The sequence below is a fragment of the Stenotrophomonas sp. pho genome, assembly GCF_006228405.1.
In the GTDB taxonomy this organism is placed as follows: Bacteria; Pseudomonadota; Gammaproteobacteria; order Xanthomonadales; family Xanthomonadaceae; genus Stenotrophomonas; species Stenotrophomonas sepilia.
In genome coordinates this window covers 105,256-126,042 of record NZ_CP029759.1, presented here as the reverse complement: position 1 = coordinate 126,042, position 20,787 = coordinate 105,256, and the positions used below count along the sequence as shown (strand labels likewise).

Annotated in this window: 17 protein-coding genes and 3 pseudogenes; 4 read left to right on the top strand and 16 right to left on the bottom strand. The window is 68.0% G+C overall.

The features are described from left to right. Positions 1-70: 70 nt before the first annotated feature. From DL544_RS00545 to glnA, 6 genes and pseudogenes are all read right to left on the bottom strand, one after another. A complete protein-coding gene (locus tag DL544_RS00545; protein WP_005420957.1) occupies positions 71-385 on the bottom strand; it encodes a hypothetical protein in 315 nt (104 codons plus the stop codon). A 107-nt stretch (positions 386-492) separates the two neighbouring features. After that, on the bottom strand, positions 493-1,659 hold the full coding sequence (gene mltA, locus DL544_RS00540) for a murein transglycosylase A (RefSeq protein WP_065196051.1): 1,167 nt from the start codon (positions 1,657-1,659) through the stop codon (positions 493-495). An 85-nt stretch (positions 1,660-1,744) separates the two neighbouring features. Continuing rightward, positions 1,745-2,472, bottom strand: a pseudogene (locus tag DL544_RS00535) (N-acetylmuramoyl-L-alanine amidase); the annotation flags it as partial. A gap of 217 nt (positions 2,473-2,689) precedes the next feature. Further along, positions 2,690-4,119, bottom strand: a pseudogene (amt, locus tag DL544_RS00530) (ammonium transporter). A 22-nt stretch (positions 4,120-4,141) separates the two neighbouring features. Continuing rightward, a complete protein-coding gene (locus DL544_RS00525) occupies positions 4,142-4,480 on the bottom strand; it encodes a P-II family nitrogen regulator (RefSeq protein WP_004134334.1) in 339 nt (112 codons plus the stop codon). Positions 4,481-4,821: 341 nt separating this feature from the next. After that, positions 4,822-6,231, bottom strand: coding sequence for a type I glutamate--ammonia ligase (gene glnA / locus DL544_RS00515; RefSeq protein ID WP_005420964.1), 1,410 nt, complete (start codon positions 6,229-6,231; stop codon positions 4,822-4,824). Positions 6,232-6,454: 223 nt separating this feature from the next. On the opposite strand from glnA, the gene DL544_RS00510 reads away from it, so the two are divergent. The 3 genes from DL544_RS00510 to DL544_RS00500 all read left to right on the top strand — a co-directional run bounded on the left by DL544_RS00510 (position 6,455) and on the right by DL544_RS00500 (position 8,753). Next, the gene (locus DL544_RS00510; RefSeq protein ID WP_139726579.1) at positions 6,455-7,249 is read left to right on the top strand and encodes an undecaprenyl-diphosphate phosphatase; all 795 of its coding nucleotides are present in this window, start codon (positions 6,455-6,457) and stop codon (positions 7,247-7,249) included. Between the two features lie 74 nt (positions 7,250-7,323). Then, positions 7,324-8,151: an META and DUF4377 domain-containing protein gene (locus DL544_RS00505; protein ID WP_139726578.1), complete on the top strand. Its 828-nt coding sequence runs from the start codon at positions 7,324-7,326 to the stop codon at positions 8,149-8,151. Positions 8,152-8,294: 143 nt separating this feature from the next. Next, positions 8,295-8,753 carry an META domain-containing protein gene (locus DL544_RS00500; protein ID WP_065185549.1) on the top strand — a complete coding sequence of 153 codons (459 nt, stop codon included), beginning with the start codon at positions 8,295-8,297 and terminating at the stop codon, positions 8,751-8,753. A 126-nt stretch (positions 8,754-8,879) separates the two neighbouring features. On the opposite strand, the gene DL544_RS00495 is transcribed toward DL544_RS00500, so the two are convergent. From DL544_RS00495 to DL544_RS00455, 9 genes and pseudogenes are all read right to left on the bottom strand, one after another. After that, entirely contained in the window at positions 8,880-9,491 is a 612-nt protein-coding gene (locus DL544_RS00495; protein WP_065185548.1) for a YbhB/YbcL family Raf kinase inhibitor-like protein, read from the bottom strand. A gap of 10 nt (positions 9,492-9,501) precedes the next feature. Beyond that, entirely contained in the window at positions 9,502-11,571 is a 2,070-nt protein-coding gene (locus DL544_RS00490; protein ID WP_065185547.1) for a tetratricopeptide repeat protein, read from the bottom strand. A gap of 56 nt (positions 11,572-11,627) precedes the next feature. Beyond that, positions 11,628-12,617 (bottom strand): YheT family hydrolase, encoded by a 990-nt coding sequence (locus tag DL544_RS00485; RefSeq protein WP_050562730.1) that lies wholly within the window; start codon positions 12,615-12,617, stop codon positions 11,628-11,630. A gap of 52 nt (positions 12,618-12,669) precedes the next feature. After that, positions 12,670-13,461 carry a lysophospholipid acyltransferase family protein gene (locus tag DL544_RS00480; RefSeq protein WP_065185546.1) on the bottom strand — a complete coding sequence of 264 codons (792 nt, stop codon included), beginning with the start codon at positions 13,459-13,461 and terminating at the stop codon, positions 12,670-12,672. Positions 13,462-13,579: 118 nt separating this feature from the next. Next, on the bottom strand, positions 13,580-14,014 hold the full coding sequence (locus DL544_RS00475) for a hotdog fold thioesterase (protein ID WP_049414459.1): 435 nt from the start codon (positions 14,012-14,014) through the stop codon (positions 13,580-13,582). Between the two features lie 10 nt (positions 14,015-14,024). Further along, a pseudogene (locus tag DL544_RS00470) lies at positions 14,025-16,081 on the bottom strand (phospholipase D family protein). Next, complete coding sequence (locus tag DL544_RS00465) at positions 16,078-16,695, bottom strand: YceI family protein (protein ID WP_005420984.1); 618 nt, start codon at positions 16,693-16,695, stop codon at positions 16,078-16,080. The pseudogene DL544_RS00470 and the gene DL544_RS00465 overlap by 4 nt, the downstream one beginning before the upstream one ends. Before the next feature lie 4 nt (positions 16,696-16,699). Next, positions 16,700-17,176 carry a SixA phosphatase family protein gene (locus DL544_RS00460; protein ID WP_005420985.1) on the bottom strand — a complete coding sequence of 159 codons (477 nt, stop codon included), beginning with the start codon at positions 17,174-17,176 and terminating at the stop codon, positions 16,700-16,702. Between the two features lie 49 nt (positions 17,177-17,225). Further along, complete coding sequence (locus DL544_RS00455) at positions 17,226-17,855, bottom strand: ParA family protein (protein WP_005420986.1); 630 nt, start codon at positions 17,853-17,855, stop codon at positions 17,226-17,228. 123 nt (positions 17,856-17,978) lie between these two features. Between DL544_RS00455 and DL544_RS00450 the strand changes: the two genes are divergently transcribed. After that, a complete protein-coding gene (locus DL544_RS00450) occupies positions 17,979-19,463 on the top strand; it encodes an AAA family ATPase (protein ID WP_005420987.1) in 1,485 nt (494 codons plus the stop codon). Between the two features lie 624 nt (positions 19,464-20,087). Here the strand turns inward: DL544_RS00450 and DL544_RS00445 are convergent. Further along, positions 20,088-20,723, bottom strand: a complete 636-nt coding sequence (locus DL544_RS00445) for a tetratricopeptide repeat protein (RefSeq protein ID WP_139726577.1) — start codon at positions 20,721-20,723, stop codon at positions 20,088-20,090. Positions 20,724-20,787: the final 64 nt, after the last annotated feature.

Genomic DNA, 20,787 nt, shown 5'->3' with positions numbered 1-20,787 from the left:
TAACATTTCACGCGCCCGATTTTTGCGGCGTCGAGCAAGGCTCGGCGTTACAAGGGCGGGTGCCGGGGGATTACACCGGGTAGCCGGTGGCTTCCCGTGCCTTCTTCCAGGCGGCTTCGAATTCACGCGCGGAAATTTCGTCGTCCTCGTCGAAATCCAGGAACGACACTGGCTGGTCGGCCAGCAGGAAGCGGTCGTCGCTGTGGGCATGCTCGTCGGCCCAGACCATCTTGGTCCCGTAGATTTCCACCTGCCGCACGATCTTCTCGCCGCGCGCTTCCATCAGCACATTGCCCTTGCCCAGGCCCGATTCGGCCCAGTGCTTGTAGTACTTCTTTGCGGCCGATTTCGCGCCGGATTTTGCGGTGTGCTTTGCGTAGGTCATTGCAGGAGCCCTGGCCGCAGGCGCGGCCGGAAATTGCGGAATGGCGCCATTATCAGGCATCCGGGGTCAGAGCCCTTTCCTTTGGAAGGGATCCAACCCTTGCCGGTTCAGTTGGGCAGGGGCACGCCCTTCGGCCACAGCATCCAGATGTTGCCCTTCTGCTTCATGTCGCCAGCCAGCTTGCCGGCGGCATCGCCGCTGCCCCAGTACAGGTCGGCGCGCACTTCGCCGGCGATGGCGCCGCCGGTGTCCTGCGCGGCCACCGGGCGCACCACCGGACTGCCGTCCGGGCGCGTGGTGGAAAGCCACAGCAGGCTGCCCAGCGGCACCACGGTGCGGTCCACCGCCACGCTGTAGCCCGCAGTGAGCGGCACGTTCAGTGAACCCCGTGGCCCCTCCGGGCTGTCCGGGTTGCGCACGAAGAACACGTAGCTGGGGTTACTGCGCAGCAGTTCCGGTACGCGCGCGGGATGTGCCCGGGCCCAGGCGCGGATGGCGTCCATGGTGACGTCTTCCTTCTTCAGCTGGCCCTGGTCCACCAGCCAACGGCCGATCGCACGGTAGGGGTGGCCGTTCTGTTCCGCGTAGGCCAGCCGCACCTGCTTGCCATCGGCCAGGCGCACGCGGCCAGACCCCTGGATCTGCAGCAGCTGCAGGTCCATGGGGTCGGTCAGCCAGGCCAGCACCGGCGCCTTGGCGCCCTTGGCCGCGATGGTGCCGGCGTCGTCATAGGGCTTGAGTACTTTGCCTTCGACGCGCCCGCGCAGGCGCTTGCCCTTCAGTTCCGGGTAGAGGCTCTCCAGCTGCACCACCACCAGATCATCCGGCGTGCCGTACACCGGCACCGTGGCCTTATCGGTACGGGTAAGACTGCCGGGGTAGATCGGCTCGTAGTAGCCGGTAATCAGCCCGTCGGCCTGATGGCCACCGGCACGTAGCGCGTAGGCATCGAGGTCGCGCTGCAGGAACTGGCGGATCGCGGCCGGGTCCTTGTCTGACACCGCGGCGGCGGTGGCGCAGGGTTTGGCCCAGACAGCGTCGTTCTTCAGGCGGGCGCAGCTGCTGCGCCAAGCCACGAAGCCGGCCTGCAGATCAGCATCGGAGACTGCGGGCAGGGCTTTCCAGTCGACCTTGGCGTAAGTGGCCGCCGGCGGCGAGGTCGGCGTGGGCGCTTCGGAGCCTGCGCGCGGAGCGGTGGTGGAGCAGCCTGCGAGCACCACCGCTGCCAACAGGGTCCAGTGCATGCGCTTGAAGAAGGTAGCGGAATCGATCATGCCGCCATGGTGGAGTGCCGGCCGCTGGGCGGCAACCCAGCGCGGGGTCAAGCGTTCATGCGCGGGGTCACGGCATCTGCAGCAGCAACGAATGCAGGATGCGGGCGTCCTCGGCATCCAGCGTCTTCGGCAGGTCGTCGCGGCCACGGAAGCGGCGGTGGAAGGCGGCGACGGTGGCTTCGCGGTTGTCGAGCGGATAACCGAAGCGGGCCAGCGCATTCCACCCATCGAAGCCTTCCGGTGCGGCACCATCGGCCGCGCGCGGCCACACGCCGAAGCCGGCCTCGGCCAGCTGCTGCCATGGGAAGAAGCGGCTCGGATCCTGCTTGCGCGTCGGCGCCAGGTCGGCATGGCCGATCACCTGGCGCGGCGGGATGTTCAGGCGCGTGGTGAGGTCGCGCAGCAGCACGATCAGCGATTCGATCTGTGCCGCACTGAACGGGCTGCGGCCATCGTTGTCGAGTTCGATGCCGATCGAGGCCGAATTGAGATCGGTGATGGTGCCCCAGCGCCCGGCCCCGGCGTGCCAGGCACGGCGCTCATCGGCGACCAGCTGGTAACGATGGCCATCGGCGCCGATCAGGTAGTGCGCACTGACCGGTCCACCGCTGTTGGCGGTGCGCAACGTATGCAGGCTCTGCTGCACCGACTTCTGCTCGGTGTGGTGGATGACGATGATGACCGGCGTGCGCGCGTTCTGGTTGGGTGACGGCACCCAGGTGGCGAGCGGGTTGCGGTTTCCTGCGGCGTGGAGGCGCAGGCGGCCACCAGCAGGCAGGCCGAGAGCATCAGGGACGTGCGGATCGGGTGCATGGCCCGATTGTGCGCGATCAGGCCCGATGATGCATGCCGCCGTGCCAACCAAGCTTGGCACCCACCAGAGAGGATGCGGTAGATCCACGCCATGCGTGGATGCGCCACTCCGGCCGTGCCGACCAACGGTCGGCACCCACCAGAGCAGGAGCAGTGCCAGGCAAGCCTGGCACCGACCAAACGCAAAAGGCGGCCCCGCAGGGCCGCCCGTCATGCCTCAGGCCTCGTAGGCAGACTCGCCGTGCGAAGTCACATCCAGGCCGGTGCGTTCAGCCTCTTCGGTCACGCGCAGACCGACCACGACCTTGACCACCAGCAGGATGACCGCGGTCATCACCGCCGACCACGCCACGGTCAGGCCGACGCTGACCACCTGCACCCACACCTGATGGGCGATATCCAGATCGGCCTTGGTACCGCCCAGCGACTGTGCACTGAACACGCCGGTGAGAATCGCGCCGACGATGCCGCCGACACCATGCACACCGAACACGTCGGCCGTGTCGTCCACTTTGAGCAGGCGCTTGAGGCCGGTCACCCCCACACGCAGACCACGCCGGCGACGAAGCCGATCACGATCGCGCCAAGCGGGCCGACCGTGCCGCAGGCCGGGGTGATGCCGACCAGGCCGGCCACCGCACCCGAGGCCGCGCCCAGTGCCGACGGCTTGCCCTTGCCGATCGCTTCCACCAGCGTCCAGCCGAGCACCGCGGCAGCGGTGGCCAGCACGGTGTTGAGGAAGGCCAGCGAGGCCACCGTATCGGCGGCGGCGGCGGAACCAGCATTGAAGCCGAACCAGCCCACCCACAGCAGCATGGCGCCGATGTAGGTAAACGGTACGTTGTGCGGCTTCAGCGCGGTCTGGCCGTAGCCCAGGCGCTTGCCGACGAACCACGCGCCGACCAGGCCGGCCACGCCCGCGTTGATATGGACCACGGTGCCACCGGCGAAGTCGATCGCGCCCAGTTCACCCAGGTAACCGCCACCCCAGACGATGTGTGCCATCGGGATGTAGCTGAGGGTGAACCACAGTGCCGAGAACAGCAGTACCGCACGGAACTTGATGCGCTCGGCAAAGGCTCCGACGATCAGCGCGGTGGTGATGCCGGCGAAGGTCGACTGGAAGGCGACGAACAGGTAGTCCGGCAGGCCCTTGATCGGCGTGTTGCCCACCGAGTCGGGCGTGAAGCCCTTGAGGAAGGCGAATTCGGTGAACGAACCGAAGAATGGATTGCCCGCACTGAACACTGCGCTGTAGCCGTAGGCCACCCACAGCAGCAGCACCAGCGAGAACACCACCAGGATCTGGCTGAGCACCGACAGCACATTCTTCGAACGCACCAGCCCGCCGTAGAACAGGGCCAGACCGGGCACCACCATCAGCAGCACCAGCAACGTGGAGGTAAGCATCCAGGCGACGTCGCCACGATCATAGGCGGCGGCCGCTTCGGCCACGGCCGGCGCAGCGGCGCTGGCGGCCGGATCGTGCAACGGCTCGACCGCCACGCTTTCGCTGGGCAACGGCGAGACCTGGGCCTGGGCGTGGGCGCTGCTAGGCCAGGCGCCGGCGGCCAGCGCGCTGAGCAGCATCAGCAGGCACACCAGGTGGAACCGGGCTTGCCACCCGGTGAGAAGGCGCATCTTCATGGGGGGAATCTCCGGAAGGGGGTTACAGCGCGTCGGCACCGATTTCGCCGGTGCGGATGCGGATGACCTGTTCAACGGCGGTGACGAAGATCTTGCCGTCACCGATCTTGCCGGTGCCTGCCGACGACTGGATCGCTTCGATCACCGCGTCGGCACGCTCGTCGGTGACCACCGTTTCGATCTTGATCTTGGGCAGGAAATCGACGACGTACTCGGCGCCGCGATACAGCTCGGTGTGGCCCTTCTGGCGACCGAAACCTTTCACTTCGGTCACGGTGATGCCCGACACGCCTGCATCGGACAGGGCCTCGCGGACCTCGTCGAGCTTGAACGGTCGGATGATGGCGGAGATCAGTTTCATGCGCATGTCCCGAGGGTGGATGGGGCCAGCGCGCCAGCGCGCGTTGGCATCGGGCAACCACGGGTCATCAGGTGATGACCGTGGCTGTTGCACCGGACACGTACAGGGCCGGGACGGCCGTGCCTCTCTCCTTGCACGACCGACGCGGGAGGGAGGGCGGCCCTGGTCGCGTATCCGGTCTCTCTTGCCCCTGTTTCAGCGGACCGGCAGTCCGCTGTACTGCAGCGGGCCAGCGACCCGCTCTACAACGGCGGGCCTGCGCCCGCCTTGCGGCTCCCCAGCCGCGAGAACGGAAGCGATGGCGGCGGGTGGGAGGGGGGACCCACCGCCATCGCGCCCGGTCAGCTGGCGTAGTACAGCTGGTATTCCAGCGGGTGGGTGGCCGCGCGGAACTTGGTCACTTCCTGCATCTTCAGCGCGATGTAGCCGTCGATGAAGTCATCGCTCATCACGCCGCCGGCCTTGAGGAACTCGCGGTCCTTGTCCAGTGCTTCCAGCGCCTGGTCCAGCGAGGAGCAGACCTGCGGGATCAGCTTCTCTTCTTCCGGCGGCAGGTCGTACAGGTCCTTGTCGCTCGGTGCACCCGGGTCGATCTGGTTCTTGATGCCGTCCAGACCGGCCATCATCAGCGCGGTGAAGGTCAGGTAGCCGGACTGGATCGGATCCGGGAAGCGCATTTCGATGCGGCGCGCCTTCGGGTTGGAGACCCACGGAATGCGGCACGACGCCGAACGGTTGCGGGCCGAATAAGCCAGCATCACCGGGGCCTCGAAGCCCGGCACCAGGCGCTTGTAGCTGTTGGTGCCCGAATTGGCGAAGGCATTGATGGCCTTGGCGTGCTTGAAGATGCCGCCGATGTACCACAGCGCCAGCTGGCTCAGGCCACCGTAGCCGTCACCGGAGAACAGGTTGGTGCCGCCCTTGGACAGCGACTGGTGCACATGCATGCCGCTGCCGTTGTCGCCGACGATCGGCTTGGGCATGAAGGTGACGGTCTTGCCGTTGCGGTGCGCGACGTTCTTGATGACGTACTTCATGCGCAGCAGCTCGTCGGCCTTCTGCACCAGGGTGCTGAACTTGGTGCCGATCTCGCACTGGCCCGCAGTGGCCACTTCGTGGTGCTGCACTTCCACTTCGATGCCGACCTGTTCCAGGGTCTTGCACATTTCCGCGCGCAGGTCGTGCAGGGTGTCGGTCGGCGGGACGGGGAAGTAGCCGCCCTTCACGCCCGGACGGTAGCCGCTGTTGGCGCCGTCATACTTGGCGCCGCTGTTCCACGCCGCTTCTTCCGAGTCGACCTTGAAGAAGGTGTTGCCCATTTCGTTGGCGAAACGGACCGAGTCGAAGATGAAGAACTCCGGCTCCGGGCCGAAAAACGCGGTTTCGGCGATGCCGGAGGACTTCAGGTAGGCCTCGGCACGCTTGGCGATGCCGCGCGGGCAGCGGCCATAGGCCTGCATGGTGGCCGGATCGAGGATGTCGCAGCTGATCACGATGGTCGGATCGGCGTAGAACGGATCGACGTACGCGCTGGACGGGTCCGGCAGCAGCACCATGTCCGATTCGTTGATGCCCTTCCAGCCGGCGATCGAGCTGCCGTCGAACATCTTGCCTTCTTCGAACAGCGACGGTTCGACGATGCTGACCGGGAAGGTGACGTGCTGCTCGACGCCACGCATGTCCACGAAACGCAGATCGACGAACTCGATCTGGTTGTCCTTGATCAGCTTCTCAACGTTTTCCACGGACATCGGTACGACCTCGGATGGGGATGAATGCCTGCTGAGGTACAGCAATGACCGTGCCAACTTTTTGATTCCCGCAAGTTGTTGATTTCAATATGGCTGCTCCGCGCCGGTGCAGAACGGTGCGCACCAAACCGGTGCACCCGCCATCAGACGCACCCGTTTGGTGCAGCAGGGATCGTCTATCCTCTCGACCTCCTTCCTTCCGCCGCCCGTGCCCGCACCGTCCATGTCCGACCTGCTCTCCGCCCTGCTGCTGGGCATCCTCGAAGGCTTGACCGAATTCCTGCCGATCTCCAGCACCGGCCACCTGCTCATCGCCCAGCACTGGCTGGGTGCCCGCTCGGACTTCTTCAACATCGTCATCCAGGCCGGCGCGATCGTGGCCGTGGTGCTGGTGTTCCGCCAGCGCCTGCTGCAGCTGGCCACCGGCTTGAACCAACGCGAGAACCGTGAGTACGTGTTCAAGCTGGGCGCTGCGTTCCTGGTCACCGCCGTGGTCGGCCTGGTGGTGCGCAAGGCCGGCTGGTCGCTGCCGGAGACGGTCAGCCCGGTAGCCTGGGCACTGATCATCGGTGGCGTCTGGATGCTGCTGGTGGAGGCCTACACCGCGCGCCTGCCCGACCGCGACCAGGTGACCTGGATCGTGGCGATCGGCGTCGGCCTGGCGCAGGTGGTGGCGGGCGTGTTCCCCGGTACCTCGCGCTCGGCCTCGGCGATCTTCCTGGCCATGCTGCTGGGCCTGAGCCGCCGCGCCGCTGCCGCCGAGTTCGTGTTCCTGGTTGGCATTCCCACCATGTTCGCCGCCAGCGCCTACACCTTCCTGGAACTGGCCAGGGACGGGCAGCTGGGCAGCGAGAACTGGACCGAGGTGGGCGTGGCCTTCCTTGCCGCGGCCATCACCGGCTTCGTCGTAGTGAAGTGGCTGATGGGCTACATCAAGTCGCACCGGTTCACCGCCTTTGCGATCTACCGCATCGCGCTGGGCGCTGCGTTGCTGCTGTGGTTGCCCTCCGGCAGCTGAACAGCGCCGGCCGCACGGTAACCCCATTGCCGGCCCCACCCCGTTTTCCCCACGGTTCCCCAAGGAGAATCACCATGAACCGCAAGCTCACCCTGCTCCTCCCGCTGGCCCTGATGGCCGCCTGCAGCCAGACCCCGGCCCCGGCCGGCAATGGCGGCGACGACGTGGCCCCGTCCGCGACCAAGGCAGCGGACCAGCAGACGCTGGCGCACCTGGATGCGCAGCGCCTGCAGAGCCAGCACTGGCTGCTGCAGCAGGCCACCGGCGCCGACGGCAAGCGCATCGACGCGCTGTTCGCCCGCGAAGACAAGCCGGTCACCCTGGACTTCGCTGATGGCCGCCTGTCGGTCAGCAACACCTGCAACCGCATGGGCGGCGGCTACACCCTGGCCGACGGCAAGCTGACGGTCAGTGCGATGGCCTCGACCATGATGGCCTGCACCGACAAGGCGCTGATGGCGCTGGACGAAGCCGTGTCGAGCCGCCTGCAGGGCGAACTGAAGGCCGAGCAGGATGCCGATGGCAAGCTGACCCTGACCAACGCCAAGGGCGACGTGCTGGTGTTCAACCCGGAACCGACCGCTGAAACCCGCTACGGCGGCGCCGGCGAAACCGTGTTCCTGGAAGTGGCCGCGAAGACCGAGAAGTGCTCGCACCCGCTGATCCCGGACTACCAGTGCCTGCAGGTGCGCGAAGTGAAGTTCGACGACAAGGGCCTGAAGCAGGGTGAGCCGGGCAAGTTCGAGAACTTCTACGGCAACATCGAGGGCTACACCCACGAAGACGGCGTGCGCAACGTGGTGCGCGTGAAGCGCTACGAAGTGAAGAACCCGCCGGCCGATGCGCCGTCGCAGGCGTATGTACTGGACATGGTGGTCGAGTCGGCCATCGAGAAGAAGTAAAACCACAGGAGGGCGGCCGCGAGGTCGCCCTTCTTCGTGGTGGGTAGAGCCGGCCGCTGGCCGGCTGCCTTGCGGAGCACCGCCAACACACGGATGTTGCCGGCCAACGGCCGGCACTACCCGCATGCATCAGGGAGATCGGCATGAAGCACGTCCCCGCCCTCATCATTGCCGCGCTGCTGGCCATGTCTACGGATGTGGCCGCTGCCAGCACGCCCACCACCGGGCAGCTCGAGGCACATCCGTGGCAACTCGCGCGCGCCACCGACGCGCAGGGCCGGCGCATTGATGCGTTGTTCGTGCGCGGTCGACCGCCCTACACGCTGCGCTTCCAACCCGGCTACATGAGCGAGTTGAACCTGTGCAACCAGTCAAGCAGCACCTATCACCTGCAAGGTGACCGGCTGGTTCTTGAGGGCGGCATCATCACCACAGCCGCTTGCATGCGGGCCGAGGTGGCCGAACAGGAACGTGTCGCCGGCACGCTGGTGAATGCACGCGCAGAGATGACGCTTGCGCTGGATGAGCGTGGCCGCCTGCTGCTGCGCAATGCGCACGGCGATGTGCTGGTGTTCGCGCCGGTAGCCGGTACGGACGAATGAAAAGGGCGGCCGCAGGGTCGCCCGTCTTCGTCAGCGGTAGAGCCGGCCGCTGGCCGGCTGCCACGGGCGAATGCAGCAGCACACGGGCGTTGCCGGCCAGCGGCCGGCACGACCCGTTATGCCGCCTCAGCCCAGCGCCGGATTCAACGTGTAGGTGCCGTGCAGTGCCGCTTCGGCCAGCACGTGGCCGTGCATGGTCCGGTAGGCGTCGGCGGCGGTAAAGCGTTCCGGCAGCTGCAGCGATGCCACGTCCAGCGCGAACACGCGGAAGAAGTAGCGGTGCACGCGCTCGTCGTTGAACGGCGGATAGGGGCCGTCGTAGCCCAGGTAGTCACCGGCCATGTCCGGGTTGCCGGCGAACCAGCCGGTGAAGTCGTTCAGGCCCTGGCGGCTGCCGGCCGGCCCGGCCGGCGTGGTCTTGCCCTTCACCACGAAGCCGTCGCTGCAGCTGCCTGCGGCAATCTCGCGCACCGAAGCCGGAATATCGGCCATCACCCAGTGCACGAAATCACAGCGGGGCTGGTCGCGCGGCACGCTCATGTCGGTGCGGCCGACCGTCTCCGGCACGGTCGGCACGTCCGGATCGACGCATACCAGCAGGAACGAACGGGTGCCCTCCGGCACATCGCTCCAGGCCAGGTGCGGATTGCGGTCCGGTGCGAAGCCCGCGGCATCGCCTGCGGCGAATTCGCGGTCGATCGGTGCACCGTTGGTCAGGCTGTGGCTGCTCAGTTGCATCGGCGTGTCCTCACTCTTCCGGGTAACCCAGGCGCACCGCGATCGGGGTGAGCTTGGCGAAGGCGGCGCTCATCACGTCGCGGTAGTTGCGCCAGTGGCCCGGCGGGAAGCGCGGCGCGCCCAGCTGCGCGGCCGGCGGCATCGGCCGCTCGAACAGTCGGCCCAGCAGTTCGGCCATCGCCTGCGGATCGTTGCCGATCTGGTCGATGCGCAGCAGCACCTGCGGGTACAGATCGTCCTCGTGCAAAGCGGCGACCTGGGCCAGCGCGCGCGCCAGCCATTCGCTGGCTTCGGCCAGCGAGGTCATCGCCAGCGGCGCGGCGGCACCATAGGCCACCCAGTCCAGCAGCATGTCGCGCGGGTCGCGCAGCACCACCAGCAGGCGGCCCTGCGGCAACTGCGGGCGCAGCGCCCACAGCAGCGCGTTGTCCCACCACAGCAGCCAGTCGATGATCGCGTCGTCCTGCACGCCGCGCGACGGCAGCTGTTCGCGCCAGCGCTGCACCAGCCGCTCCGGCGTCAGCACGCCCGAAGCGAGGTCCTGCAGCGTGTGGTAGTTCTGGAAGGCGTCGTCGGGTGCGTTGGAGGTATAGCGGTCGCTGCGCAGCACCGGGCTGGCCGCGGCCAGGCCGGTCGCCACGCGCTCCACGCCCGACCCTGGCGCGCCCCACAGGAAGATCGGCGCGGAGGTGGCATCGCCGTCGATCTCGCCCTTGTCCGGCCAGCTCGGCGGTGCCTTGGCCTGCGGCGGCAGCGGCAGGCGCTGCGGGGCCTGGTCGGCCTGCAGGGCCAGCCAGGTCTGCAGCGCATCTTCGTGCTGCCCGGCGCGATCCTGGATCTCACCCAGCCAGGTGCGCAGGTCGGCGCGGTGGCCTTCCGGTGCCATGCCGATCAGCGCCTGCACGCGGGCGACCGCAGCGGCCGGATCGCGCTGCAGCAGGCCTTCGACCAGGCGGGTTTCGCCGCTGACGCGGCCCGGTTCGAGGCTGACGATGCGCTCGGCGATCGCTTCGGCCTGGGCGTGTTCGCCCACCATGTCGTGCAGCCGCAGGCGCGCTTCCAGCGCCGGCAGGTGGCCCGGCATCGCGTCCATCCAGCGCTCGACCGTGGCGGCGGCGGTGGCACTGCCGACCTCCTCCACCGCCAGGCGTGCCAGCCACAGGTCGTGCAGCTGCGGGTGCTGCTCCAGGGCTGCATCCAGGCGGGCGCGGGCCTCGTCTTCGCGGCCCAGGCGCTGCCAGGACATCAGCAGCAGCTGCAGCACGTCGCGGTCATCAGGCAGCGATTCCAGCAACGGCAGCAGGTGCTCCAGCGCCTGCAGCGGCTGGCCGCTGCGCAGTGCCAGTTCGCCGGCCAGGCGGCGCATCGAAGGCGTATCCAGGCCTTCCTGCTGCAGCGCGATCTGCATCGCCTCTGCCGCAGCTTCCAGGTTGCCCTGGCGCATGGCCAGCTGCACCACCAGGCCATGCAATGAGGCGATGGTCGGGTTCAGTTCCAGCACGCGCCGGAACGCCTGCTCGGCGAAGGCCAGCATGTTCTTGCCCAGGTAGGCGAAGCCCAGTGCGTAAAGCACGCGGATGTCGTTGGGCAGGGCCTGGTTGGCGGCCGACAGCAGCGTCAGCGCGCGATCGGCATCATCGCGGCGCAGCGCGATCATGCCATCGATGGTCAGCAGCTCCGGGTGGTCCGGTTCGACACGCGAGGCCAGCGTGGACAGGCGCTGCGCTTCATCGAAATCGTTGCGACCGATCGCCAGGTGGGCCTGCATCAGGTACGCGGCGAATGCGTTCGGGTCCAGCCCGGTGGTGCGCGTCAGTGCTTCGCCTGCGCCGTCGAACTGGCGCAGGGCCAGCAGCAGGCCGGCGTGCTGCAGGTGCAGCTGGGCGTTGTCCGGGGCCAGCTGCAGCGCCTGCTGCAGGGCCTCCATCGCGTCCTCGGCCTTGCCCTGCTGCTGCAGCGCAAGCGCCAGCCAGCGGTGGGCCTCGGCCTGGCCGGGTTCATCACGGGTCCACGCCTGGGCCAGCTGCACGGCCCGGTCGGCCTCGTTCTGGCGCAACGCTTGGATGATCTGGTCTTGCATGGCGGTCCGGTTCAAGGGCAAACCCGCATTGTAGCGGCCTGCGCGCCCGTGCCGGTTCAGCCTTGCAGCACGCGCTGCAGGCGCTGCGCCACCCAGCGCTCGGAGAAGCCGTCACCGCGCCAGTTTTCCAGGAAGCCACAGTGTCCGCCCCAGCTGGCGGTTTCCAGATGCGCCTGGTGCGGCAGCTGCCAGTCGCTGAAGGTCGCGTAGGGGATCACCGGGTCGTCCTGCGCCATCAGGATGTCGGCCGGCACCTGCAACGTGGACAGGCGATCACCGGCAATCGAGTAGCCATCGAAATAGGCCTGCAACGAACCGAAACTGGTGTGGCGCTCGACCAGCCAGGCGGTCAGCGCGCGGATGTCCAGTTTCAGTACGCGGTCGTCGCAGTCGCTCAGTTCGGGGAACAGGTCGCGCTTGCGCCGCAGCGAACCGGCCCACTTGCGGCGGAAGTACCAGTCGTACATCGCCGGGCCGTTCTCGATGCTCTCCATGGTCAGCGCCGGGTCCAACACCGGGCATACCGAGGCCACGCGCAGCAGCGGCACGCCGGCCGCTGGCGCGCGCAGGGCCAGGCGCAGCACGAAGTTGCCGCCCAGCGAGTAACCGGCGGCCACCAGCGGCAACTGCGGCCAGCGCTGGGCGATATCGCCCGCGGCATGCACCACTTCGTCGATCAGGTTGGAGTGGAAGATGCCAGGGTTGAGATGATGGGTATTGCCGTGGTCGCGGAAATTCAGCCGCACCACGTCGAAGCCCTGTTCGAGCATGCGCGCGGCCGCCATGCGCATGTAGCTGGATTCGGCGCTGCCTTCCCAGCCGTGCAGCAGCAGGGCCATGCCTTTGGGTTCGCGGCCTTCGATGTGGCTGTGCCAGCCTTGCAGGCGCACGCCATCACCGCCGTCGAGGATCAGTTCTTCGCTGATCGCACCGGTCGCGGCCAGCAGCAGCAGGCCGCGCTGCAGGCGCATGCGGCTGGAGCTGAGCATCGACTGCAGGTGCGGATTGCGCAGCCAGCGCGGGGGCTGGTAGTCAGCCGCGTGCAGCGTCGGCGTGCCGGCGTCCAGGACGGGTGGCGGGATCAGGGCCACCGCACCCTCACTCGGTGCTCATGGCCGCCACGATGCGCGCGCGCGACGTCTCCGCGATGCGCCGACGGCCTTCCAGGTCCTGCGCACCGATCGGTGTCAGGAAGTGCACTTCTGCACGCCGCGCCGGCTCACCGAGCAGGCGCAGGAAATTGGCGAAGAAACTCTCGCCGGGGCCGAACGCGACAATGGTCTGCGCATCGCCCTTGAGCCCGTACACCAGTGCCACCGGCTGCACCGGCACGCCGGTTTCAACCGCAGCCTGGAAGATGCGGGCATGGAACGGGCCTACTTCGTGGCCGCCGCGGGTGCGCCCTTCCGGGAACACGCCCACCGCCTTGCCTTCGCGCAGGCGGTCAGCCATCACCTGCATCACGCCACCGAGCGATTCGGTGTTGCCGCGCTGGTGGAAGATGGTCTGGCCACGCGCGGCCAGCCAGCCGACCAGCGGCCAGCTGGCGATCTCGCGCTTGGCGACGAAGCCCATCATGCGCTGGCTGTGCAGGATGCAGATGTCGACCCAGCTGACGTGGTTGGCGACGAACAGCACGGCGCCGGGCAGCGGCGTGCCGATCTGCACCAGGCGGAAGCCGAAGATCCACATCAGCCCGCCCTGCCACCAGTTGACCACTTTGGCCCCCAGGGTCGCCTCGCCCACGCGCAGTTCGCCCCACGGCCGAAGCATGCCGATCAGGATGAGCGGCAGGAACACGATGATGTGGACCAACAGCAGCGGTACGCGGTACAGGTAACGGCACACACGCGCCACGCCGCCGCGGGGGGCCGGAGTGGGGGAAGTCATCCGCGCACGATACCGGAGGGCCGTCATCGCTGCCAGCCGATTTAGGCCATAACACCCATCGACCGGGGCAATCGGCGGGGAACGCTGGGTTCCGCTGCCGTCACCGGCCGTCCGGGACTCAGCCGTGGCCGGCCGCCACCACCGCCAGGGTCAGCCGCGAGATGCACACCAGGCGGCCCTGCTCGTCCTCGATGCGGATCTCCCACAGCTGGGTGCTGCGGCCGACGTGCAGTGCACGAGCGGTGCCGGTCACGGTGCCCGAGCGCACGGCGCGTACATGGTTGGCGTTGATCTCCAGCCCTACGCAGATCTGTTTGGCCGTATCCACGCACAGGTTGCCGGCGCTGCTGCCCAGGGTCTCGGCCAGCACCACCGACGCGCCGCCATGCAGGATGCCGTAGGGCTGGCGGGTGCGCTCGTCCACCGGCATGGTGGCCTGCAGCCAATCGTCGCCGGCCGCGCTGAAGACGATGCCCAGCGACTCGATCGCGGTGTTGCGGCTGAGCGTGTTGAGCTGCTCGAGGGAAACGGCTTCGCGGAACACCAGGGTCATGCGGGCACCTTCAGAGGATGGGAACGAGGCCGGCGCCGAATGCGGTCAGCATTCGGACCAGCAGCCATTTCGGGCCGACATTGACCTCGGGGAAATCGCCCACGGCGACATAGCAGCGGTGGAAGTCCGGGTCCTGCCGGGGCAGCGGCTGCGGGCAGTCCGGGCCGGGCTTGAACTCGTAGTCGGTGGCATAGCGCCACGGCCAGAAGTCGAGGATCGGCAGTGCCTCGGAGGCCTTGCCGACGCTGTAGTTGAGCCCGGACAGCACCGGCGGCTTGGCCCGCGGCGCCACCGTCCACGAGTTCTGCGGGTGGGTATCGCGCAGGATGCTCTCGGCCAGCTGCTCGGCGAAGGCCGGGTCGTCGATGATCACCGCACCTTCGGTGTTGTAGTTCTCGCTGCGCGGATCGAAGTTGTGGGTGCCGACCACGCCGATGCGGCGGTCGACCACCAGCGACTTGGCATGCAGGCCCATGCGCGCGCCCTTGCGGGTGACCGGCAACGGCTTGTTGACCGCCTTGCTGCCCAGGAAGGAGGGCCGGGTCTCGGTGCGCAGCAGGCGGGTCTCGACCTCGCTGCCGGCCGCGCGGCGGCGCTCGCGCGCGTTCTGGTAGGCACTGCCGGTGCGCGGGTGGTTCACCGGCCCCTGCTTGCCGGTGGGTGCCGGATGCTCATCGCGATCGCGGCTGTCGCCGGCATTGCTGCCCGCGGCGCTGCCGCCAATCAGCGGATTGCGCCCGCCGTCGTCGTCACCTCCGGGCGCGGCCATCGGATCAGGCAACAGGTTGCGGTAGTCGACCGGTGCATCCAGCGGGAACGGCTTGTATTCGAAGATGTTGAAGCCCAGTTCGCGCATGTTGCGCCGCTTGTACTTGTACGACAGCGCATACACGATCGGGTTGTCGGTGGCCGCCAGGCTGTTGCTGGACACCACCACCCGCGGCGGCTGCGGGCGCTTGCGCAGCTCGCGGAACAGCTTCTGCGCCGGCTTGGACAACACCAGGTACGGCGTCTGCAGGATCACCTCCTCCTGCGCGCCGGCGATCAGCGCATCCAGCTGCGGCTCGGTCACGTGCTGGCCCGCCAGTGGCGCATCGGCCTTCTCGCGCCGGTGCTTGCGCGGCAGGTCGGCGACATAGCGCACCGAGGCCACCGGCAAGGCGGTATCGACGAAGGAACGGCTGACGAAGTCCATGTCATTGGCTTCGGCACTGACCCGCTGCACCCGCTCGGGGCGGCGGAAGCTGGCCGGCGGCAGGGTCGGCACGCCCTCGCGCAGCAGGGTGCGGCCGACATCGTTAAGGCGCTCGGCCGGCACGCTGCGCCTGGCATGCCAGAAGGCATCGAAGTTGGCGGCCATCGCCCGCGCCTCCGGGCCGGCGATCAGCACGTCGCGGTCGCGGAAGTTGTACTCGCGGTCCCAGTCGTAATAGTCGTCCTGGTAGTTGCGGCCACCGACCACGCCGATCGCATCGTCGATCACCAGCAGCTTGTTGTGCATGCGCTGGTTGAAGCGGCGGAAGCAGCACAGCACGCTGCCGGCATAGTCGAAGTAGTTCAGCCGGGCCTTGCCGAAGGTCGGGTTGTAGACCCGCAGCTGGAAGTTCTGGTGCGCGCCGGACAGCGCGCCGAGGATCTGCAGGTCGGAGATCGCCGAGAGCTGATCGATCAGCACGCGCACCTTCACCCGCGCCGCGATGCAGCCAGCAGCTCGTCGATGACCAGCCGGGCGCTGTCGTCCTTGTCGAAGATGTAGGTCTGCAGGTCGATGCTGCGGGTGGCGCTGCGCAGCAGGTTCAGGCGCGCCACCAGCGCACCTTCGCCCTCGTCGAGCAGGGTGGCGTAGTGGCGCGGCTGTTCCGGGGTGGATTCGGTGAACGCCCGGCCGGCCAGCGCACGCAGCGGTGAGTCCTGCGCGCAGCGGTCGGCGCGCTGGCAGCCGACCACGGTCGAGCGCGCCTGCACGGCGATCGCTTCGGCGCGGTCGCGCTCGGCATGCGAAAGCGATGCACAACCGCTGCCCAGCAACACCGTTGCCAGCGCCAGTAAACGCAGCAGGAGGTTCACGGTTTCGGCGCCTCGCTCAGGCGCGCACGCAATACGAAGGTCACTCGGTCACTCAGGGCTAGCTGCCAGCTGTCCATTCCATACCGGCCTCGCTGCACGGTACCGCGGCTGACGACATCGCAATCATAGCCGGGTCGGGCGCACTCCGCCTTCTCGACCCGCAGCGACTCGGGATGGCTGACGCCGCGCAGGGTCAGCCGGCCGTTGATGTCGCCACCCTGTTCCACCGTCTCCGGCCAGTATGGCAGCGAGTCGAACTCGACCACCGGATGGCGCCCTGCATCGAAGAACTCTTCGCCGCGCATCCAGCCGGTGTAGCGCGCCTTGCCAGGGATCTCCACCGAACGGGTGAACATCTTCAGGTGCACCTGGTGGCGCCCGTCGGACAGGATCTCGATGCGCCCCTCGAAGTGCGGGAATACGCCTTCGATGCGCTGGCCGAAACGGGTCCGCACCTCGAAACCGATCCGCGAGCGCTGGGTATCCAGGCGCAGTACCCGCGGCGCTTCGGCGGACACCGGCGGCAACGGGGTTGGTGGGGGCACAGCCGCCCAGGCCGGGCCAAGCGCCAGCAACGCGGGCAGCAGGAAGCGGCTGCGCCGCGCCTGGCTCATCGGATCACGGCCACCAGAACGCGTTCAGGCTGGCCACGCCCGGCTCGATCGAGACCTCGCGCGGGAAGCCGAGGACGGCCACGCCGCCCGGCGGCATGCCCCGGTAGTCGCTGCTGGTGCCGTCGGTCATCAGGGCCACCAGCTGCTCCAGGCCCGGGTTGTGGCCCACGATCAGCACCCGGTCCAGGTCGCGACGTTCGTCCACCAGCGCCGCCAGGGTGCCCGGGGTGGCTTCGTAGATCCGGTCTTCCAGGCGCTTCTCGACATAGCCGATGGCCGTCATCACCGCTTCCAGGGTCTCACGGGTACGTCGCGACGGCGAGCACAGCACGCAGTCCGGCAGCAGGTTGTTTTCCTTCAACCACTTGCCGGCGGCTTCAGCTTCGGCCAGCCCCACCGGCGACAGCGGCCGGTCGAGGTCGGCCTGGCCGGAAACGGCGGGTTCGGCATGGGCATGGCGCAGCAGGATCAGTTCACGCATCGCGGGTTTCCATGGAGAAGAGGATGCAGCAGGAGAAGTGAGGCAGGCATCAAAGCTTGAGCCAGGACAGCAGCGGTTCCCAGTCCGCCTGGTGTTCGCGCACCTGGGCGGAGCGATAGTCGAACAGGCTGCGGCCCAGGCCGGTCATGACCACGTAGCTCTGGCTGTCACGCAGCTGCGCGACCACCGGGTACGGCCATTCGGCCAGCATCTGCAATGCCTGCTGCGAGGTCTGGGTCCAGGGTTTGGTGCGGTTGAGGACCAGCCCTACCGGCAGCTTGCGGCTGTGCACGCGCGGGTTCTGGGCCAGGCTGTTGAGGAAGCCGACGATGGCTTCGATATCCAGCGCCGAGGGCAGCACCGGCACCACCACGGCGTCGGCCGCGTCCAGGAAATGGGGGATATCGTCGGCCAGCGCACCGGCGGGTGCATCAATGATGACGGTATCGGTACCGTCGGGCAGCTTCTGCGCCCACTGCTTCTTCCGATACACATCGATGGGGAGCACCGCGCTTTCCAGCCCGGCACGCCGTTGTGCCCAGCGGGTGCTGGAGCCCTGCGGGTCGGCATCGGCGATCACCGTGGCCTTGCCCTGCAATGCCGCGTACGCGGCCAGGTGGGTGGCGACGGTGGTCTTGCCCACCCCGCCCTTGGAACCGGCCACCAGGATCGTCTTCATGCCAGCCTCGCTTCCGGGTACGTGCCCCGAGCGTACACCGGCGGTGGTGACGGGAGGTAGCGCCGTGCTGAACCCGTGGCCATCGCCTTTGCTATCGTGGCGCCCCCGAAGGATCGAACCGGCATGAGCGAACTGCAGGACCTGAGCGCACTGATCCGCGCCAATACCCCCCTGATCGTGATCGAGACCCAGGATGAGGGGCGCATCGTTGAACTGTTCCGGCAGACGCTGATGCACGTGTGGCGGGCCCTGCACCGCTGGTCCATCACCGAGGGCCTGCGCCGCATCGACCTGGACCGCGAGGATCCGCCGGTCGGCCCGCCCGATGCCAGCGCCGCGCTGCAGATGATCCGCCAGGCTGATCAGCGCGGTGTCTACCTGCTGCTCGATTTCCACCCCTACCTGGGCTATGCCAGCCACCAGCGCGCACTGCGCGACCTGATCCAGCGCCGCCACAGCGAACCGCACGTGCTGGTGCTGATCGGCGCCAAGGTCGAGCTGCCGGCCGAGCTGGAAGCACTGGCGGTGCGCTTCAACCCGCGCCTGCCCGATGCCAACGCCCTGCTGAAGATGCTGCGCGAGGAGGCCGACGCCTATGCGCGCGAACACGGCGGCCGCCGCGTCGAGGTCGACAGCGAGGCGGTGAAGAAGATCCTGAAGAACCTGCAGGGCCTGAGCCTGGTCGATGCCCGGCGCATCGCCCGCCAGCTGATCTACGCCGATGGCGCGCTGCGCGACGACGACCTGCCGCAGCTGGCACGGCTGAAGTTCGAGCTGCTCAACCGCAGCGGCCACCTGTTCTTCGAGCACGACAGCGCACGCTTCGGCGACGTGGCCGGCGCCAACCGGCTCAAGCGCTGGATCAGCCAGCGCCGGGTGGCCTTCATCGCCGGCTCGGCACCGGCCGGCCTGGACCCGCCGCGCGGCATGCTGCTGCTGGGCGTGCAGGGCTGCGGCAAATCGATGCTGGCCAAGGCCACCGCCGCCGGCTTCGGTGTACCGCTGCTGCGCCTGGACGTGGGTGCGCTGTACAACAAGTACCACGGCGAGACCGAGGCCAACCTGCGCCAGGCGCTGGCCTCGGCCGAGCAGCTGGCGCCCTGCGTGTTGTGGATGGACGAGATCGAGAAGGGCCTGGCCAGTGGTGGCGAGGACGGTGGCGTATCGCGCCGCGTGCTCGGCTACCTGCTGACCTGGATGGCCGAACGCAAGGCGCCGGTCTTCATCGTCGCCACCGCCAACCAGGTGCACGAACTGCCGGCCGAGCTGCTGCGCAAGGGCCGTTTCGACGAGATCTTCTTCGTCGACCTGCCCACCCCCGAAGTGCGCGTGGAACTGCTGCGGCTGCATCTGGGGCGACGCCAGCTCAATGGGGACGACTTTGCACTGCCGGCGTTGGCGGCCGCGGCGAATGGTTTCTCCGGCGCGGAGATCGAGCAGGCGATCGTGGCCGGACTGTACGCAGCGCACGCCGAAGGCCGGCCGCTGGACACCGAGCTGCTGATGAACGAGATCCGCGCGACGAGGCCGCTGTCGGTGCTGATGGCCGAGCAGGTCGAGGCCTTGCGCGCGTGGGCGTCGGGGCGGACGGTTTCCGCGGACGATTGAGGTTTCCCGCGAACGGCGCAGCCCCTCGTGGTTGGTCGCTCAAAGCGACAGTCGTGGTTGGCCGGGTGGGTAGGCTGCGCAGGGGGCGCTGCAAGTACGTCCCTGTAAGCTCGGTCGCCGCATCCATGCGGCTCACGCCCCTGCGCAGCCTACCCACCCGCCCCCTGACAGTTTCCGGGGGCGTCCGCCACGGAGAAGAAAAAAGATGATCAAAAGCAAAAGCCGGTCGGCTGGCCGCTTTCTGTAGAGCCGAGCCCACGCTCGGCTGCATTTCGATCAGATATCGAATAGTTGATTCCGATGCGGATTCATCCACGCATGGCGTGGATCTACCCACCGCCGCCGATAACCTGTCGGGGTCGACGCGGTCTGGGGCTGCAGGACCGATGGCGCCATGGATGGCGCCATCGAGCCCCCATGGGTGAGGGCGCTTTGCTTGCGAAGCACTGCTTCGCAAGCGCCCGAACGCCCAGCCTCCAGCGGCTGGGCCGGGCCGCGGAGCGGGGTTTACGGCGTGTCCTGCCAACCCACACCACCCCGCCATCCCGCGGATTGCCCGCTGTTGCTGTTGCTTCGGCTGTTGCCTCTGCGGGTGCCGGGTGCAACCCGGCGCAACCCCCTCCCTCAGGGCCAGGCCGGCGGCGCGGCCGCCCAGGCCTGCTGCACTTCGGCCAGCGAGGCACGCTCGTCGTCGCGCCACAACGGCAGCAACTGCGCATAGCGGCTGCTGTCGCTCCATTGCGTCGGCTCGGTACGCACTGCGGCGGCATACCACTGCACCGCCTCCTGCTTCTGCCCGGCCCGCCACAGCGCCAGCGCATAGGTCGGTGGCAACCAGCCCGGCTTGCTCAGCGAACCACCGGCAGCGGCCTGCCATTGCTCCAGGGCGGCTTCGGGCTGGCCCTGACGCAGCAGGTCCCAGCCGTAGTTCCAGCGCACGCCACGGCCCAGGCTGCCCTGCACCGGCGCATCCTTCAGCGCTTCGCGATACAGCTGTTCACCCAGTTCGGTACGGCCCTGGGCAATGGCCACCGACGCCAGCTGCACGGTGGCCTCCACGGTCCGCCGGCCGCGCTCGCGCTGCTTGAGCAGCTGCGCCACCAGCTCATCCCCGTCGGACTGGACCACGATCATGGGCACGGCGGCCGCATCGCTGTCGAAATAGAACTCCTGTGGTGCCGGCACCGCCGGCGCGGCCCACACCGGGGCCGTTCCCGAGACCAGCAACATGCTGCCCAGGATCTTTCCTGCAACTGACATCCCTTCTCCCCAGGCCGCAACCGCAGCCCCCTCTCTCTCTCCCCGATCCTAACCCCAGCATGGC

Excerpts from the sequence above, each read along its gene's own strand:
- DL544_RS00545 (WP_005420957.1), bottom strand. The coding sequence starts at position 385 with ATGACCTACGCAAAGCACACCGCAAAATCCGGCGCGAAATCGGCCGCA.
- mltA (WP_065196051.1), bottom strand. The coding sequence starts at position 1,659 with ATGATCGATTCCGCTACCTTCTTCAAGCGCATGCACTGGACCCTGTTG.
- DL544_RS00525 (WP_004134334.1), bottom strand. The coding sequence starts at position 4,480 with ATGAAACTGATCTCCGCCATCATCCGACCGTTCAAGCTCGACGAGGTC.
- glnA (WP_005420964.1), bottom strand. The coding sequence starts at position 6,231 with ATGTCCGTGGAAAACGTTGAGAAGCTGATCAAGGACAACCAGATCGAG.
- DL544_RS00510 (WP_139726579.1), top strand. The coding sequence starts at position 6,455 with ATGTCCGACCTGCTCTCCGCCCTGCTGCTGGGCATCCTCGAAGGCTTG.
- DL544_RS00505 (WP_139726578.1), top strand. The coding sequence starts at position 7,324 with ATGAACCGCAAGCTCACCCTGCTCCTCCCGCTGGCCCTGATGGCCGCC.
- DL544_RS00500 (WP_065185549.1), top strand. The coding sequence starts at position 8,295 with ATGAAGCACGTCCCCGCCCTCATCATTGCCGCGCTGCTGGCCATGTCT.
- DL544_RS00495 (WP_065185548.1), bottom strand. The coding sequence starts at position 9,491 with ATGCAACTGAGCAGCCACAGCCTGACCAACGGTGCACCGATCGACCGC.
- DL544_RS00490 (WP_065185547.1), bottom strand. The coding sequence starts at position 11,571 with ATGCAAGACCAGATCATCCAAGCGTTGCGCCAGAACGAGGCCGACCGG.
- DL544_RS00480 (WP_065185546.1), bottom strand. The coding sequence starts at position 13,461 with ATGACTTCCCCCACTCCGGCCCCCCGCGGCGGCGTGGCGCGTGTGTGC.
- DL544_RS00475 (WP_049414459.1), bottom strand. The coding sequence starts at position 14,014 with ATGACCCTGGTGTTCCGCGAAGCCGTTTCCCTCGAGCAGCTCAACACG.
- DL544_RS00465 (WP_005420984.1), bottom strand. The coding sequence starts at position 16,695 with ATGAGCCAGGCGCGGCGCAGCCGCTTCCTGCTGCCCGCGTTGCTGGCG.
- DL544_RS00460 (WP_005420985.1), bottom strand. The coding sequence starts at position 17,176 with ATGCGTGAACTGATCCTGCTGCGCCATGCCCATGCCGAACCCGCCGTT.
- DL544_RS00455 (WP_005420986.1), bottom strand. The coding sequence starts at position 17,855 with ATGAAGACGATCCTGGTGGCCGGTTCCAAGGGCGGGGTGGGCAAGACC.
- DL544_RS00450 (WP_005420987.1), top strand. The coding sequence starts at position 17,979 with ATGAGCGAACTGCAGGACCTGAGCGCACTGATCCGCGCCAATACCCCC.
- DL544_RS00445 (WP_139726577.1), bottom strand. The coding sequence starts at position 20,723 with ATGTCAGTTGCAGGAAAGATCCTGGGCAGCATGTTGCTGGTCTCGGGA.